The organism is Phytohabitans houttuyneae, assembly GCF_011764425.1.
GTDB classification, from domain to species: Bacteria; Actinomycetota; Actinomycetes; order Mycobacteriales; family Micromonosporaceae; genus Phytohabitans; species Phytohabitans houttuyneae.
Map to the genome: position 1 here is coordinate 416,843 of NZ_BLPF01000003.1, position 16,432 is coordinate 433,274.

Sequence of the window (16,432 nt, forward strand, 5' to 3'; positions counted from 1 at the left end):
TGCCAACGCCACCAGGGCCCATCGTGGAGGTCGGCCCCGCCGGGCGAACAAATTTTGTGGCGGGATCTGTACGTTTGAGGCAACATGAACGGTCCGGGCCTAAGGGTATGACGGCCACCAGAGTACCGCTGAAGGCATCCAGCGAGGATGTAATGAACCAGGATCGGATAAGTCTAGATAGACTACGGCGCCTCTTAACCTCCAACGAGCCCGCCGATCTCCGCACGTACCTAACGGTGCCAAACGAAGGGCAGCTGTACCAAGCGGGTACGACGGTACCCGCAATCGGCGCTGTCGTTCAAACCAACACCGGTCTTTGGGTGCCTCAAGGGTCCAGCGTTTCGCCCGCGCCGTTAGACTTTGCTCGTACCTACATAACGCTCAGCGAGGTTACGGACGGTTTCGACGTCAGCCTGGACTGGCTGCGTAGTGCACTCAATCGCATTCCCATCGAAAGCGCAATCCAGCTCGTTGCGGTAGCCATGGCCAAGCTACGTGACCCCGGACGGTCTGACCCGGCAGGAGACCTGGATCGCGAGTCTTTGCCATACTTTACTGAGCCGACCCGCTCGCGAGTAGCTCGCAAGATCTCTGACGGTTCATTGATTCATGCGCCCCAACTGCTAATGGTTCTGGCCAAACTGGCATTGGCAGGATGTCCAGACGAGGTTGACACAAAGGACTTCTTTGAGACTTCGCGGGCGATACTTCTACTGGTACTAGCGGACAATCTCAAATCCTCTCGGATGCCAACCACCATCGACCAGACAGTGCATTTGTCCAACGAACTGGTGCTCGAATTGGCCGCAAATACAAACTTCAACTCTACCTATCGCGAGGATTCGCAACTAGCTCTTTTCCAGCGAAGATGGATAGAGATCCCTCGAGAATCTCCCAGCACCTATTACAGCCGCCCTCTAGACGAGGTGTTTGCCGAGGCCACCGGCATGGACCTGAGCGACCTGGTCTCATTCGCCATAGGAATCTGGGCAAGTTGCGTAGCAGGAAATCCTGTTGTGCACTATCCAACCTATTTCGCGAATTTCGACTGGAACGAAGAAAGGCTAGGAACCCTAATCACCTCGGTCTCCATGCCCATTCAGGAATATCGGGAAGCGATTCGGCGAGAATTGACAGAGCATCCTCTCGACTGGTACTTCACGACTTTCGCGCGCTATCCGTTGGTCCGATTCGGCAAGCATCTGGTGGTCCTTGATCCAGAACTTGTCCTTAAGCGGTGTCTCGGTCTTCCTCCGATGTTCCATATGCAGCAGAAGCTCGAGGAGCGAGGGCGCCACCGCGAATCCATAGCCGTAAAACAGGCTTTCGACGAGTACTCCGAGAAGTATGCCCGGCAAATATTTGAATCGCTTGCGGGAACTCTGGGGGTCAAGCGAGTGTACTCAGATAGTGACCTCAAGAGGGCCTACAAAGGCTTGAGTGTGGCCGATGTCGCGGTCGACTATGGGGATGCTTGGGTTGTGGTCGAGGTGACTACCAGCCAGGCTGCTCGCAACACCATCAATGCAGTTTCGGTCGACGGCCTGGAGCGAGACCGGAAAATGGTAGTCCATGAAGCCTCGCAAATCGCTGCGACGATCGACCAGCTTAGACAGAACCGCATAGCACTAACCGGCGACCAAAACGTCATGCAAGCAATCTTCTATCCGATCATAGTCCTAACGGAGGGTTTTCCAGCTAATCCTCTCGTCACCTCCCTAATGCGACAGGAGATCAAGGCTGCCGGCCTGCTAAAGGAGCAAGATATTGCCCCACTAGAGCTTATGGATCTGGTCGAATTGGACATGATCGAAGGGGTGGTCGAAACCAAGGGACCCGCGTTGCCGCGAATACTAGATCTCAAGCGGGAGTCCAGTTTTCATGCCGACTCCGTACGGAACTTCCTCCTTGGAGACCGCAGGTTTACTCCACAGCGACCCAGAAGGGTCACAGAAACCTTCCGGCGCGTCTTCTTCGAGACGATTCGAAAAATGGGAGCCGATCCGACTTCCTTCGAGTGGCGGCAAGAGTAGGACGCATGGCGCAGTTCACCCGCCTCCCACCCCGTCGATAGCAGTCGAGGAAGCAGCGGGAGCAGCGGTTCGAACCACGACGGACAGAGATGCGGATCCGGCATACCTGGGTGGAGCGCGTCCTGGCCGACCAGACGTCGCCACTTTGGCAAGATCGAGTGCACTGTCTTCGGCATGACCGGACGCTGGCGAGCGGTACCTGCCGTCACCTTCGGTGACTAGCGCGGTCGCTTGTCCGCGCAACCGATCTTGGGCGAGCACCGGTGAGGCGAGCAAGTACAGGCCGCCCTCAAACCTCTTGCGGCTATCCCCGACCTTGGGGCGCCCTAGGTGTTGACGCCAGGTCACGGCTAGGCGCGGCGCGTGGGTTTCTGGAGGAGGCGTTCCGGGCTATGGGGTCTCTGAGTTAGGCGACCTTCGTCTCGGCCGTGACGATGTCGGTGCGCAGCGGCGCGAGGGTGGCGCCGATCTGGGCGATCGTGTCGCCGGGAACGCCCAGGCCGGTGAGGGTATCCACGAGGTGGCCGACGACGGTGTCGAATTGGGCGTCGGTGATGCCCAGTCCGGCGTGCGCCGTCGCCATGTCCCGGCCTGCGTACGGTTGGGGACCGCCGATGGCGGCGGCGATGAATGCACGTTGGTGCGCCTTGAGCCGGTTCATGTCTGTGCTGGCGAACACTGGCGCCAGGGCGGTGTCCGCGAGCACGCGGACGTAGAAGTCGTCGACTGCGGCCTGGACGGCGGGGGCACCGCCGATGGTGTCGAAGATGGTCATGCTGTACCTCCCTGTCGTTGGGCGTAACGGGGTGGGCGGCGCCTGCGCCTGGGCAACGGCGGGGTTGGCCGGTACGGAAGGATAGATGGATTACATTGCGCGGCCGTTGGCAGGCCGCTACGGCGGCGTAACAACGTGCCGCACAGCGCCAACGATGCAGCCTCGCGCTGGTGAAAGGTGACTCGCATCGAATGCTTATGGGCGCGCCGAGCATGACTCCGATGGATTCGAACCTCTGGCCCGCGCGCAGTCGGCGGTCAACTGTCGGTTAGCCGACAGTTGAAGGCGATGTCGGTCAGCGGCGTATGGTTCCCGAACCTGGCGGTCTCCCATAATAGCCCCGTGGCAACCACGGACGGAGCCAACCGAAACATCCTCGTGATCCCAGCCAGGTATCGGATCGGTGCAGCATTTATGCTCGGCACTGCCGCCGGAGGTATGTTCTTCAACCTGTTCAGCGCAACCACCGGATATCCCGGAGTGGCGGTTGCGGTGATCGCGGGGTTGCTTATTACCTTGGCCGGTCTCGTCGCCGGCGCCACTCGCTCACGGCTGGCGCATGCCGCGGTGCCGAGCCTCCTGCTGCTGACACCGGTTCCGGTGCTGTTTGCGGCTGGCTCTTTACCTGCGGACTCGGCAAACCTTCGTCCGGGTGGAGCCTTGGCGGCCACCCTGGTCGCGATGTTGATGGGTTTAACCGCAGCTCACCTCTGTAGCGTTGGCGCGCGCGATACGCTGCCCCGATCGGGATGGTTGTTCGCGTGCGTCGGTGCGGTCAACGTGGTTCTGGTGGCCGTTAACCGGCAGACCTTCCTGGCAGGGTGGGTGCTCATGTCCGCTGACGGTGCAGTCTTTCTCGCAGCCGCCGTATGGCTCCGACGTCGCCGACCCGGCCTGCTGACATTGCAGCTGGTCTCCATAACCGGAGGTATGACGGTGTACGGCTTCGTCGTGCTTGGCTGGGCCACGCCTCTGGCATACGCCGGCGCACAACTCGAACGAATGACGCACGTGCACGTCCCTTTGTTACCCGTTCTTACTGGTGTCGGTATCGCCCTTGTCGCCTCAGCGACATCCAGATCTATACGCCGCCTCGTAGTCGCAGCCACTGCGGGATTGATGTCCGAACCAGGCACCGTCGCCGCCGACACCACGACGAACAAGGCAAACCCTGTCGCCAGGCTATCGAACACAGGCCGAACGACCGAGTGACAGATAAAGCCCGCCACGCGAGGGCTAATGCTTCAAGCCATCCGACTTGACCAACTGCGCGACACGAAATCGGAAGTCAACGACCTGACAGTGCCGTCCGATAAATTTGGGGTGATCGAATGCGATCACATCGGCATGAGCGGGTGTTGAGGCGAAGCCGTGGAGACAGAGGCACGGGCTGCGGCCCACGCTGCTCGTGGCGGAGTCACCGAACCCGCAGTGAGACCGGATTTCGGCTTGCGGCGGCCGGCCGCGGGCGTGGGGCGCGGGCGGACCTACGCTGAATTGATTGAGCCATTTTCATCGCGGGGGTGGGCCACCTCGGGTCCTGGTCAGCGAGGGTGTGTCGATGCTCCACATAGGACGAGACTCCCGGTAGGACAGCAGTCGACCAAGAACGACAGCCCTGTCCAGGAGTCTCGTTGCTCACGTATGTTGCCACCATCCCGTTGTCCACACGCAGCCTGACGCGCCTTGCCGAGCTGATCCGAGCCCGACGCGTCGAGCTGGGCGGCCGTTGGCGGCGGCTGCCAGCACACACGAGCAGGCGCTGATGACGCTCGCCCACCTACGCAACGGCGACACGCTCGCCCGGTTAGCGGTTGGGTTCGCGGTATCGGTCAGCACCGTGTGGCGGTACCTACGCGAGGCGATCGACCTGCTCGCCGCCATTGCCCCGGACCTTACCCAGGCGGCCGTCCGCGCCAGGCGGCTGGCTTACGCGATCATCGACGGCACGCTGATCCCGATCGACCGGGTTGCCGACCAGCGGCCTTACTACTCGGGAAAGCACAAACGGCACGGCGTGAACGTGCAGATCCTGGCCGACCCAGCCGGCCGGCTCGTATGGGCATCACCCGCGCTGCCCGGCGCGGTCCACGACCTGACCGCCGCCCGTACCCACGGCCTGATCGACGCCCTGACCAGCGGCGACGTGATGACGTTCGCGGACAAGGCGTACCAAGGCGCTGGCGGCACCGTCTGGACGCCGTTCAAACGACAGCCGAAGCGGCCGCGGCTGTCCAAGCGGCAAAGGTCGGTCAACCGGCAACACGCCAAGATCCGCGCCCTCGGCGAACGTGCGGTAGCCACCCTCAAGACCTGGAAAGTGCTGGCCAAACTGCACTGCAGCCCGCACCGCGCCACCGCCATCGTCCGAGCGATCCTCGTCCTCCAACACACCGAAGACGACCGCTACCCACGATGAAAATGGCTCATTGCTCCCCGCCCGCCCGCTGGTTTGGGGAGCGTGCGAACCCAACCCTGCCGATCAGGCCGCGAAACACCACACCCCGCTCCCCGAGTCCAATGCCGACCTCGCCGCCACCAGCGCAATCAGGACGCTCAGACGGAGCGGTTTACGCATACACCGGAAGGCGATCGAGGCCCCACATCCAGCCGCCGCTGTCTGGAGCCGCTGGCACCCTTTCCGCCGCGCGGCGTGGCGATCAACGCCCTGCCCGGCCTGCGCGCCGCCCGCGCGGGCGGGTAGCGGCCGGTACGGCGGCCGGCCCCGGGGCGAGGCCGGCCGCTCACCGCGTCCGGAACGCCCGTCCGCAGTGACGGCTGTCGTTGATCCGACCGTCGCCGCGCGCGTCCGTCCGGGCCGCGGGGCGCGGTGCGGGCCGGGGCCGCGACCGGCGGCTTTGCTGCAACGGGGGAGGCAGTCGTCAGCCTAGTGACGGACTCCACCGACAGTCGCGGGCCTGTCGCGCTGAGTGGCTAGATCACGTGCGCCCGTACGGCCGATACGTTCCGAACCCCGTTCCGGGAACGTTGCTGCCAACTTCCGGAGGGCGCGGGCGTTGCCGGATCGCCGCCGCCCTCACACGAAGCCGACCGCGACGATGTCGGCCGAACCCTGTCGACCGCGCCGTCCGGGCACATCGGACACCTGTGACCGCGAGGGAGATTGAGGGACTTGTCGATGCTGGGGTCGCTCGGGTCGCGGCGTGCGCGCGGCCCCGACGAGGTGTACGCCCGCGCGGTGCCGAAGACGGTCGAAGTGACCGAGACCTACGCCGTCAAGCAGGACATCTCGCACAACAAGTCGTCGGAGCCCGAGGGCGAGGGCACCGGGCGGATCGAGGTCACCGTCCCGTACGACGGGGACAAGCACTTCTCGCACCGGGCCGCCGCCGACGTGGCGCACGCGCTCGGCACGCGGGGCGCGGCCGCCGACCGCCGGGCCGTGATCGGGCAGCTGCTGGTGGCCGCCCACGACCGGACGAGCGGCCTGCCCGCCGTCATGCGCCATCACCACCAGGCCGGGGTCATCCCGCTCACCGTCCCGGTGGCCACCCCGGACGGGTCGCTCGACCTGACCGGCGACCGCCGGACGTGCGTCGTCACCCACGACTACCAGCCGCTGCCCCCGCACCTGCTCCCCGTCGACCTCGAGGTCCGGGTGTTCGACCCGGACAGCCTCACCGACGAGCTGGACGCCGTGCGGCAGGCGTTCGACAACACCGGGCTCCTGGCGAACGCGCGGCCGCGGGCGCCCCAGAAGACGTCCGACGCCATCAACCGGCTCCGGCAGACGGCGCGGTTCTCCAGCGAGCTGCTGCTGTACTTCTCGGTCCGGGTGGTGCTCCCGGTCAAGGCGAACTATCCCGCGCTGCACCCCGTCGTCCGCGAGATGTCCATCCAGTGGCCGACCCGCACCTCACTGCGGAGCACGAGGCTGCTGGTCGAGAACCTCGGGCCGGACGCCCGCGAGCACCCGTTCAAGGACGGGGCGGTGCGGTACAACCCGGTGCCGCGCCAGCTGGAGTGGGCGGACGTCGCGACGCGCGAGGTGACGCCGTCGGACGTGCGCCGGGACGAGGACGGCACCCGGGTCTTCCGCAGCGCGATGGCCATGCTCTACATCGGACACCCCGGCGACCTGTTCAAGGAGGAGCTGCTCGAGATCGACGCGGTGGTGGAGATACCGGGCTACCTGATGTCCGGGCTCGAGGCGCGGCTGTACGGCGCGACCGGGCACCGGCTGCCCGACCAGCCGGAGCTGACGACCAAGCTCCGCCTGCACGCCAAGGTCTACCCGAGCGACATCTTCGCGATGCGGCGGTTCTCCCCGTACCAGCAGTTCGTCTTCGACGACATCATGCCGGACGAGATGCGCATCAACGACCTCGTCACGGTGCTGCGGAACGCCAAGTTCAGCGTCGACAAGCCGCAGGCGGAGCCGGACGCGGTGCACCCCACCTGGTTGCTCAAGGCGCGCCGGAGCCAGGGGCCGGACGAGCTCGAGCTGGTGATCGCGGTCGAGGGGCGGCGGATCGACCTGGACCGTGAGCAGATCCTCGGCACCAGCGTGAAGATCAAGGGCCGCAAGGAGAGCGGCCAGCTCAAGATCTCCGTCCTGGGCAACCTGGAGCGCGACCACAAGGAGCTCACCCGCGTCATGAACGCCGTGCAGCGGGAGCTGCGGGACCGTTTCCGTTTCCACCAGCTGTCCGGAAAGTGATCCGATCATGACCGAGAAACTGGTTGAGCACGCGCCGCGGGTGCGCTGCTACGAATGCGGCAACGCGGCGATCGTCGCGATGTGCCACCACTGCCGGCGGCCGATGTGCGAGCAGCACAGCCCGCCGGCGTTCCGGCAGGGCAGCACGCTGGTCCGCACCCCGGCCGGCGCCGAGGAGGCGCGGCCGGCCAGCAAGGAGTTCGCCGGCCTGGGGCTGGGCGGCCTGCGCGAAGCCGTCTACCATTGCAAGGAACACGACCACCTGGTGCGGGGCCTGCCGCTGCGCTGGATCCTCATCGGCGCGGGCATCGGGGCGCTCGGCTTCCTGTTGCTGTTCGCCTCCGCCGTGGTGGGCGTGCTGTTCCTGCTCGCCGGCGCGGCGACGGCCGGCATCCCGCTGCTGATGCACCGGATGTCCGCCGCCAACTTGACCCGGCCGCCGCTGCCGCTCGTACCGCAGGTGCACAACGTCGGGGCCGTCGAGCGGCTCGCCGGCTACGTCCGCATCGAGAACGAGGCGTACAAGTGGGTCGTGGCCGCCCTCGACGGCCGGCTCACCGTCGCGATGTCCGCCAACGACGGCCCGGGCCGGCTGCGGGCCTACCGCGAGAAGTTCGGCCTGGACGGCTCGGAGCAGGTCCCGTTCGCGGGCGGCTTCCTGATGCTCGAGGGGGAGGCCGGGCTGAGGTTCAAGGGCGGGCAGGAGCCGGTGCTCTCGCTCGGCGGCGACTCCGTCCACGGCCACGGCTTCTTCCCCAACGGCGCCGAGACGGGCCAGCGCGGGTACACGATCACGCTCGACTACGACCTGCAGGACGGCCGCGGCCCGGACGGGATTCCACTGTGGATCGTCCCGTCGCTGGTGCCGGCGTCCGGCCGGCGGACGCTCGACATCGACCTGCACTGGACGCACCCCGGCCCGGACGAGCAGCCGCTCAGCCTCTCGATGTTCGACCTCGTCGAGCTGCGGGTGCCGGCCGGCTGGGGCAACGTGGAGGGCTCCGCCCCGGTGGCGCCCGAGACCGGCAAGGACGGCGGCCGCCGGACCATCCGGTGGAAGCAGCTCAGACCGCGGCAAACCGGAGACAGCAGCCTGCGGCTGACGCTGACCTTCCCGAAGGCCATCGGCGAGGAGATCGATCCGATCCCCGACGACTACGAGTGGCGCGACGGCCACGACCCGCTCACGATCAGCGGCATGCTGAAGGCCACCTTCACCGGCCTGCTGTCCGGGGTCACGGGCGCCCGGGTCTTCCTGCCCGGCGGGGGCGAGAATCACCGGCCGCCGGCCACCCTGAACACCACCGTGGAGATCACCTTCGACGTCAGCCTCCGGTCGGTCCGGTACCAGGACGAGCGGGTGGTGCCGGACGCCAAGAACCCGCGCGACGTGACCCGGGCGGACGAGTTCCACGGCGCCGTGCCCGACCACGTCACCGTCGCCGAGCTGACCAGCGCGATCAGCATGGACGAGTACTACGTGAAGAGCGTCGTCGAGCATCCGCCGTACCGCGACGACGCGCGGCCCGGCGTGCTCAACCGGGTCTGGGACGTCGCCGGCCGCCGGTACATCGGGCTGTTTCCCATCGACTTCGACATCAGCCTGCGCGGGGAGGAGGTCGAGACGCCGGCGGGGATCTCCGGCAAGACGGTCGCCCAAGTCACGGTGAAGGGCACGTACGCGACCGGTGCCCTGGTCGGGCCGGGACCGTCGGCCGACGAGCTCGACGCCGGGGCACACGTGGAGGTCGACCCGGACAGCGGCGAGCTGCTCATGCGGATCGAGGACACCTGGGACAGCTTGCACGCCCGGGTCACCGACGTCCTCGCCGGCCGCGTGCGCCGGGCCGTCGCGGCGCTTCCCGCGGCGACCGAGGGCGTCCAGCACAGCGAGCTGCTCGATCCCGGCAGCCCGGACCTGCCGGACGACGTCGTGATCGTCGAGGCGGTCCCGACCCCGGACTACGGGGCGGTGCTCGACGGCGAGACCGTCCTGCCGGCGCCGCGCACCGCCGCAGACGAGACGGTGATCGCCGCCCGGATCCCCGACCAGCAGGCCCGGCAGGTGGAGGAGCTGCGCCGGCAGCAGGCCGCCGCCGACGACGCGCTGCTCGCTGGGCGGATCGGGGAGGACACCCACCGCGGCATCGTCGCCCGGATCGAGGCCGCGCTCACCAAGCTGGGGGAGACGCGATGATATTGAACTGCGGAGTCAACGGCGAGCCGCGGCCAGATCACGAGATCTTCGTGTGCCACCACTGCGGTATGCCGGTCTGCGAGGCGCACGGCTGGGTCGTCCCGGACGACGACGCCTTCGCCACCACGGGTTGGACGCCCCCGACGCCAGGGCCGTCCGTGCCGGCGCAGCGTGCGGTCACGAACCCGCCGCAGCCCGCCATGCACTGCCGGGAATGCGCGGACACCCACCACAAGAGGGCGGAACGGCGGCACGGCTGGGCCGCGCCACCGCCGGTCGCGCCGCCCGGGGCGGTACGCACGCCGTGATCGAGGTATCGGTCTCGCCCGGCGACCTCGTCGCCGGGCGGAAGGCGCCGCTGGCGATCAGGTTCGCCAACACCGGTCCCGGCCGGTGCTGCGACGTCGTCTTCAAGCTCAGGATGCCGCCCGGGGTCGTGCTGCGGGGCGGCTCCGACCGGGTCGAGATCCCGGTGATCCCGGCCGGCCGCAGCCACACGCACGAGATCACGGTCGAGGCGCGCCAGCCCGGCCGCTTCGAGCTGACCAGCAACAACTTCTCGTACCGCGACCAGTACGACACACCGGTGCGGGTGACCGACTTCCACACGACCCTGGCGGTGGCGGCCGCGCCGGTGGCCGCCCCGGTCCGGCAGCCCACCGGGCGCCTCCGGGTCCGGCACGAGGGCGGCGAGCTCGAGCTCGGCGCCTGGGACAGGCTGCGGGTACTGGTGACGAACAGCACCGGGGTCCCGCTGCACGGCGTCACCGTGTCCGTCGAGGGCCCGTTCCTGAACGACCCGAAACCGTCCAGGGTGGACACGCTGGGGGAGGGCGCGACGGCGCGGTTCTCGTTTCAGGTGCAGGCGAACCAGGGCGGGCGCCACGTTCCGGTCACCGTCCACACCAGGTACGGCCCGGCGCGGACCCAGGTGGACCACCTGGACCTGGTGGTGCGGGCGCCCGCCGGCAACGCGGGCAGTCCGGCGCCGGAGGCGCTCAGAATCCTCTACATCACCGCGGCACCGGCCGGTGACCTGCGACTCGACCAGGAGATTCGAAGCGTCAAGGCGGCAGTCCGTTCCGCGACCGGACGCGATCGTGTCGATATCCACCATCTGCCGGCGGCCACCAGCTCGGACCTTTTTGACGGACTGACGCGTTTTCGCCCGCACGCGGTGCACTTCTCGGGGCATGCCAACGAGTCCATGCTCCTGCTCGACTCGGGGCGTGATACCAGGGAAAACGGCAGGCGCATCTCCGCGGAGGCGTTCGCGGCCGCGCTGAGCGCGGTCGATGAGCCGCCAGCGATCGTGGTGCTGAACGCGTGCAACTCAGAGCCCCAGCTCGGTCGGTTGGTCGGCTCAGCCCGGATCGCCATCGGAATGAGCGACAGGGTCACAGACCCCGCCGCGATCAACTTCGCGTCCCGGCTCTATGCCGCTATCGCCGAGGGGCAGTCCGTGTTGGGAGCGTTTCGCGTCGCGAAGGCCGAGATGCGAATGAACGGTTTCGAGGACGCCGATCTCCCGATCCTGACCCAGGCGGTGGGCGTGAACCCCGGGACGACCGTGCTCGTGCCGAGACTGCCCGCCTGACCTGGAAGCCCGGCCAGGCGAAGCGAGCTGGCCAACCGGATCGGCCGGTCATGGTTGATCCGCCGCGCGCTGGCAGCGGTGATCGGTCGGGCCCGCCCCCGCGTGACGGCGTGCGACGTCGGCTACGAGCTGATGGACCTCGCCGAGACTGGCGGTGAGTGCTACCGCGCAGACTCGATGGAGGCATTCTTCGACGCACACGCGGGTGCGCACATCGACTTCGTCGAGCAGGACCTGTTCGCCGCGTTCGAAGAGTCGGCCAAGGCCGGCCGCACCGTCGCCGGATACGTCTCGCTGCGCTTCACCCGCCGGTCATCGGCGCTGCTGGCCATGCAGCGGTGGGATGTCACCTGTTCGGTCGAAGTGGCGTTACTAAAGGGCATCGAGGGCAACGCCGAAGTGTTGAACACGTTGGAGCTCGCCGCGCTGCAGCGCGGCGGCACCATCCACTGGGGACAGCGCAACGGCACCGATGCCGCGGCTGTGGCCGCCTCGTACCCCGAGCTGGAGCGGTGGCGCAAGCGCCTCACCGAGATCATCGGGGACGGGCGCCCAGGCACGTTCGACAACGACTTCTGTTCGGCGCGCGGACTCGAGCCGCAGCCCTGACGGCGCCCGTCACGAATTCCCGAAGCGGGCGGGACCCTGCTCCCTGTCGATCGGGCCACCGGGCGCCGGAGACTCCGATCAGCGCCGGCGACCAGCCGGCGAGCTGACGGAAGCAGGCAAACCGATGTCCATCATCGACCTGACCGCCCTGGCGGTGAAGGCCGTGTCCGTCGCCAGCGCCGCGTCGCGCGCAACGGGGCACGAGTCCTCGGCGATCGAAGAGGCGCACACTGCCTTGACCCCGGCGCGGCACGAGCTCCGCACTCAGGAGCTGGGCAGCACCGCCACGGGAGGCGACCCGACCTCGTAGTCCGCTGAGGACAACGGCGACGGCGACATCCTGGAGACGATTCTCGACTGGCTCGGCGGCCTCTGACCGTCCGGAGAAACGCGTCGAGACCCGCAGGAGGCGTCATGACCGCACAGCTCACCATCCTGGCCGACGCACGCGCGGAGGCACTCTTCGCCAGCGACCTGTCGGCGTCGTCCCAACCCATGCGCGCCGAGGTCGCGGCCGCTATCAGACACGCCGTTCGCAAGTACGGCGGAGCCCGCGGATGCCTGGCGGAGGTCGCCGCAGCGTACGGAGACCACCCGCCCGGCCCGGCAACGCCCGCGGCGAATCAGCGACAGTGCACCGCGCACTGTCCGAGCAACACAGGTACGTGCACGGGTACACAACCCGTCGCACCGGGATCGGCCAGACTCAGACCGGGTTCAAGATTGCCAGCAGCTGCTGGCCCGCAGCCGAGCTCGTGACCGACCGCCGCGCAGGTCCATCACCGACTCACCCGATCCAGCCCCAGCACTCGACATCAGCCCATAGCGGCGGGCGGATCGGACGTGCCGACAACCTCCTCGGTCCAGAAGCGCTCAGCGCGGGAGCAGACTACCGAGTTACAGAAGTCCGGCCGGGCGCGCGGAGCCCATCCAGCTCAGCGCCACCGGAGCCGAACTACCACGCCGCCGAAGTCGTCACCAGAGCCTCCGTCAGCACGGTTCGAGCGACCTCCGCGACCACCACGACGTCCACGAAGCGCTCGCTTCTGCGGCAGCATCTGCCGTACTTCTGCGATCGAGTAGTCGTCACGGGAGCAAAGTCGGAAGTAGCTGACGCCGTACGCCGCCATTGACCTGCGGTTCGACATCATTGAGCGCCGTCCGACGCCGTTGTGGAGCACCTCTGTGTGAACGCGGTCCACCCCAACGCCCTGACCAGCACAAACACCAAACACGCTGGTCAGGGCGACTCCGTTCAACGCCGTTCGCATCCGTCCGAAGCAGTCCAACGCCGTTGACGACACCCACATTGCTCCCCGCCCGGCCGCCGGTTCGGGGAGCACACCGACATGACCCGGCCCATCAGGCCGCCAAACACCCCAGCACCGCTCCCCCAACCGCCGGCGAACCCGGCCGCCACCTGCACAAACACCTCGGCCCGAGGGAGCACCTCGCACCCTACGACGAGGCATCGACCGGTCCCGCCGATGACGCCCCAATAGGGAGCACCAGGAGCGCGCCGCCGGCGTGCCGTTCCGCCAACCGCGCGGGCGCAGAACGCGGGTCTTCGAACCGGCCATCATCGCACCTCTCGCGCTTGCACCCGCGTGGCCACAACCGGAAGCGCCGTAGCCAGCCGTGATGATGCGGGACCTCGTTAGGAACCACATGTTCCCAGTTCAGGGGCCCTGATACGACCGCCGCAGCGGTCCGGCGCCACGCAACACAAACAAGATCACAAAATGCCACGGCTCCAAAGCAACGCCGAGCGACTCCGCCCACGGCGGCGCCGCCCTGCTGTGAGCAACTGTCTGTCACGGAGCACGAGCAAGCCACACGTCGCCCGCGCAATGTCAGCGGCAAAAGAGTGCGGTGCCAGCGGCACGATCTCATAACGTCGACCCGAGGTGGTAATGCCCCGCAATATCGTCAGTCAGACGGAGGAACGACGGACCGAGATCCGGCACTCAGGGCGCGAGGAACTCTAGGAACCGCAGAACGAACTGTTCATGGTTCGGGAAGATGCCGCCGTGCCCGGCGGCCGGGTAGAGCGACGAGTTCGCTGTTCGGGAGGCGTTCGGCGAGGTTGAGGGTGTTCGCGCTCGGCACGATGCGAGATGGCCTTGTCGCGGTCGTGCTGACGTTCGTTCAGGCGTCGCAGGAAGCCCCGTCCAGCCTGACGCCCGCTGGCCGTTCTGGTGAAGAACATGAATTGTTTGGGATCCTGGAAGGTCAGCGCACCGCGTGCCATGTCCTGGAGCGTCAACCGGGTGACCCTGGTGGTGCCCTCGCCCCCGGCAGGGCCAGTGCCGGCGAGGATGATCCTGCGGACGAGTTCCGGCTGTTGTTGCGCGATCACCTGGGCGATGAAGCCGCCCATGGACAGCCCGAGCAGGTCGACGCGGTCGTGGCCGGGAGCGTGGATGAACGCCACCCCGTGCGCCATGGCCTCGATGGAGCCCGACGACGCGCCGACACCGCGATTGTCGAAGGTGATCACCTGGCGCCGGGCGGCGAGTCAGTCGACCACCCGGGGACCCCAGTTGTCCAGGATGCTGGCCAGGTGATTCAGCAGGACCAGCGGCACACCGCCGTCGTCCGGGCCGAGTTGTCGGTACATGAAGTCGACACCGTCGGCGGACACGGTTCGAGTGGTGGCATCCCGGGAAGCCGCTGTTGAGCTGTTACGGGAGCCAAAGGCGTGTTCATGCGAACTTCTGTGATCAGACTGAACGGGACGGTTTCGGCCGGGCCACGCAAGCCGCTTGGCCGGGCGGCCGTTGGTGGGACGATCGGGGCGGTTAGGCCTAGCGGCTACGACGTCATCCGGACGACGACCTTGCCCGCCTTGGCGCGTCCTTGCTCGACGTGGGCCAGGGCTTCGCGGGTCGACGCGAAGTCGAAGGCCCGGTCCACGACCGGGCGGATCGTTCCGGCGTCGAGCAGGGTGGTGAGCTGGCGGAGCTGGTCGCCGCTGGCCCTCATGAACAGGAACGAGTACCGGACGCGGTGGCGGCGGGCGCGTTGCCGGACCCGGAAACTCAACGCGGCGACCGCCAGCCGGATGAGCGGGTTGGCACCGGCCTGCCTGGCGAAGGCAGGGTCGGGCGGTCCGGCGATGCTGATCACGATGCCGCCCGGCTTGAGCACCTGCAAAGACTTGTCGAGGGTGTCGCCGCCGACGGTGTCGAGCACGACGTCGTAGTCACGCAGGACCGTCTCGAACGCCTGCTTCGTGTAGTCGACGACGACGTCCGCGCCCAGGCCCTTCACCAGGTCGGTCTTCGCGCTGCTCGCGGTCGTGGCGACGTGAGCGCCGAGGTGTTTGGCCAGCTGGATGGCGATGGTGCCGACGCCGCCGGCCCCGGCGTGGATGAGGACCTTCTGGCCCGGCCGCAGGTTCGCCCGTTCGACCAGAGCCTGCCAGGCGGTCAAACCGACCATGGGGATGGAGGCTGCCTCTTCCATCGTGAGGGTGGCCGGTTTGGCGGCCACGTCGTCCTGGCGCATCGCGATGAACTCGGCGAACGCGCCGATCCGGTTCTGGTCCGGGCGCGCGTAGACGTCGTCGCCGACGGCGAACCGGGTGACGCGGGAGCCGACGGCGGCGACGGTGCCGGCCAGGTCGTTACCGAGGACGAACGGCGCCCGGTACGGCAGGATCAACTTGAGGTCCCCGGACCGGATCTTGAGGTCGAGTGGGTTGACGCTCGCCGCATGGATCCGGACCAGGACGTCGTCGTCGCCCACGATCGGGTCCGGCATCTCGCGGGCCTGCACAGTGTCGGCGTCGCCGTAGCGTTCGACCACAAATGCCTTCATCGTCCTCTCCTTCTCGGTCTCTGCCCGTCTCGTCGGCGCGCAGATCACTGATCGATCGGCCGTGCCCGGCTTCAGCTTGTTGTATCGGTGACCGCCGAGATGGCCTGAGTATAAGAAAGTAAACCTAGCGGGTAGGATGTGCCTATGACCACGATCATCGACCTGCGTCTCGACCGGGACACCACGAACTGCTCGATCACCCGAACCCTGGAAGTCGTGGGCGAGAAGTGGACTCTGCTGATCCTGCGGGAGATCTGGTACGGCGTATCCCGCTTCAGCGACCTGCACAAAATGCTGGGATGCCCCCGCAACCTGCTCGCCGAGCGCCTACGCAAGCTCGTCGAACACGGCATCCTCGCCAGCGAGACCTACCAGGAGCACGGCGCCCGCAGCCGATCCCGATACGTCGTCACCGCCAAAGGCAACGACCTGGCCCCCGCCGTACTAGGACTGCTGCAATGGGGTGACAAGTACCGCGCCGACCCGGCCGGGCCGGCGGTCATCAACCACCACCGCGATTGCGGCGCCCCACTCTCCGTCCAGGTCCGCTGCGCGCGCGATCACCACGTTCCGGCAGCCGAGGTCGAAGTCGGCCCAGGACCGGGCTTCCGGACGAAAGCAGCCCCCGAACGCGCAACCTGAACGCCCACGTCGTCAACCGCACAACCCGCGCTCGTGATCGCTCCTGCCGGGTTGGTTTACCCGGCCACGGCGAGCG

At 67.3% G+C, this 16,432-nt stretch carries 12 protein-coding genes and 2 pseudogenes; 10 read left to right on the forward strand and 4 right to left on the reverse strand.

Going from position 1 to position 16,432, the window contains the following annotated elements; all coding sequences use genetic code 11:
- Positions 1-236: 236 nt before the first annotated feature.
- Positions 237-2,033 carry a hypothetical protein gene (locus Phou_RS36920; protein WP_173066013.1) on the forward strand — a complete coding sequence of 599 codons (1,797 nt, stop codon included), beginning with the start codon at positions 237-239 and terminating at the stop codon, positions 2,031-2,033.
- A 406-nt stretch (positions 2,034-2,439) separates the two neighbouring features.
- On the opposite strand, the gene Phou_RS36925 is transcribed toward Phou_RS36920, so the two are convergent.
- A complete protein-coding gene (locus tag Phou_RS36925; protein ID WP_173066016.1) occupies positions 2,440-2,808 on the reverse strand; it encodes a group I truncated hemoglobin in 369 nt (122 codons plus the stop codon).
- 342 nt (positions 2,809-3,150) lie between these two features.
- Here Phou_RS36925 and Phou_RS36930 point away from each other — a divergent pair, with 342 nt between their 5' ends.
- The 8 genes and pseudogenes from Phou_RS36930 to Phou_RS36965 all read left to right on the forward strand — a co-directional run bounded on the left by Phou_RS36930 (position 3,151) and on the right by Phou_RS36965 (position 12,202).
- Entirely contained in the window at positions 3,151-4,020 is an 870-nt protein-coding gene (locus Phou_RS36930; protein ID WP_173066019.1) for a hypothetical protein, read from the forward strand.
- 422 nt (positions 4,021-4,442) lie between these two features.
- Positions 4,443-5,227, forward strand: a pseudogene (locus Phou_RS36935) (transposase family protein).
- Between the two features lie 720 nt (positions 5,228-5,947).
- Positions 5,948-7,489, forward strand: a complete 1,542-nt coding sequence (locus Phou_RS36940; RefSeq protein ID WP_173066022.1) for a hypothetical protein — start codon at positions 5,948-5,950, stop codon at positions 7,487-7,489.
- 7 nt (positions 7,490-7,496) lie between these two features.
- Positions 7,497-9,686 carry a hypothetical protein gene (locus Phou_RS36945; RefSeq protein ID WP_173066024.1) on the forward strand — a complete coding sequence of 730 codons (2,190 nt, stop codon included), beginning with the start codon at positions 7,497-7,499 and terminating at the stop codon, positions 9,684-9,686.
- Complete coding sequence (locus Phou_RS36950) at positions 9,683-9,994, forward strand: hypothetical protein (RefSeq protein WP_173066027.1); 312 nt, start codon at positions 9,683-9,685, stop codon at positions 9,992-9,994. The genes Phou_RS36945 and Phou_RS36950 overlap by 4 nt, the downstream gene beginning before the upstream one ends.
- Positions 9,991-11,283, forward strand: coding sequence for a CHAT domain-containing protein (locus Phou_RS36955; protein ID WP_173066030.1), 1,293 nt, complete (start codon positions 9,991-9,993; stop codon positions 11,281-11,283). Before Phou_RS36950 ends, Phou_RS36955 begins: the two co-directional genes overlap by 4 nt.
- A gap of 78 nt (positions 11,284-11,361) precedes the next feature.
- Positions 11,362-11,892 carry a hypothetical protein gene (locus tag Phou_RS36960; protein WP_173066033.1) on the forward strand — a complete coding sequence of 177 codons (531 nt, stop codon included), beginning with the start codon at positions 11,362-11,364 and terminating at the stop codon, positions 11,890-11,892.
- Between the two features lie 124 nt (positions 11,893-12,016).
- Positions 12,017-12,202, forward strand: a complete 186-nt coding sequence (locus Phou_RS36965; protein WP_173066036.1) for a hypothetical protein — start codon at positions 12,017-12,019, stop codon at positions 12,200-12,202.
- 1,674 nt (positions 12,203-13,876) lie between these two features.
- On the opposite strand, the pseudogene Phou_RS36970 reads toward Phou_RS36965, so the two are convergent.
- From Phou_RS36970 to Phou_RS36975, 3 genes and pseudogenes are all read right to left on the reverse strand, one after another.
- Positions 13,877-14,395, reverse strand: a pseudogene (locus tag Phou_RS36970) (alpha/beta fold hydrolase); the annotation flags it as partial.
- A gap of 15 nt (positions 14,396-14,410) precedes the next feature.
- The gene (locus tag Phou_RS54730) at positions 14,411-14,536 is read right to left on the reverse strand and encodes a hypothetical protein (RefSeq protein WP_281365136.1); all 126 of its coding nucleotides are present in this window, start codon (positions 14,534-14,536) and stop codon (positions 14,411-14,413) included.
- Positions 14,537-14,706: 170 nt separating this feature from the next.
- The gene (locus tag Phou_RS36975; RefSeq protein WP_173066057.1) at positions 14,707-15,714 is read right to left on the reverse strand and encodes an NADP-dependent oxidoreductase; all 1,008 of its coding nucleotides are present in this window, start codon (positions 15,712-15,714) and stop codon (positions 14,707-14,709) included.
- A gap of 144 nt (positions 15,715-15,858) precedes the next feature.
- On the opposite strand from Phou_RS36975, the gene Phou_RS36980 reads away from it, so the two are divergent.
- Positions 15,859-16,356 carry a winged helix-turn-helix transcriptional regulator gene (locus Phou_RS36980; RefSeq protein ID WP_218579442.1) on the forward strand — a complete coding sequence of 166 codons (498 nt, stop codon included), beginning with the start codon at positions 15,859-15,861 and terminating at the stop codon, positions 16,354-16,356.
- The last annotated feature ends 76 nt before the right edge of the window (positions 16,357-16,432 follow it).

Bases quoted from the DNA above. Each gene is read 5' to 3' on its own strand.
- Phou_RS36925 (WP_173066016.1), bottom strand. From the start codon at position 2,808: ATGACCATCTTCGACACCATCGGCGGTGCCCCCGCCGTCCAGGCCGCA.
- Phou_RS36940 (WP_173066022.1), top strand. From the start codon at position 5,948: ATGCTGGGGTCGCTCGGGTCGCGGCGTGCGCGCGGCCCCGACGAGGTG.
- Phou_RS36945 (WP_173066024.1), top strand. From the start codon at position 7,497: ATGACCGAGAAACTGGTTGAGCACGCGCCGCGGGTGCGCTGCTACGAA.
- Phou_RS36950 (WP_173066027.1), top strand. From the start codon at position 9,683: ATGATATTGAACTGCGGAGTCAACGGCGAGCCGCGGCCAGATCACGAG.
- Phou_RS36965 (WP_173066036.1), top strand. From the start codon at position 12,017: ATGTCCATCATCGACCTGACCGCCCTGGCGGTGAAGGCCGTGTCCGTC.
- Phou_RS36975 (WP_173066057.1), bottom strand. From the start codon at position 15,714: ATGAAGGCATTTGTGGTCGAACGCTACGGCGACGCCGACACTGTGCAG.
- Phou_RS36980 (WP_218579442.1), top strand. From the start codon at position 15,859: ATGACCACGATCATCGACCTGCGTCTCGACCGGGACACCACGAACTGC.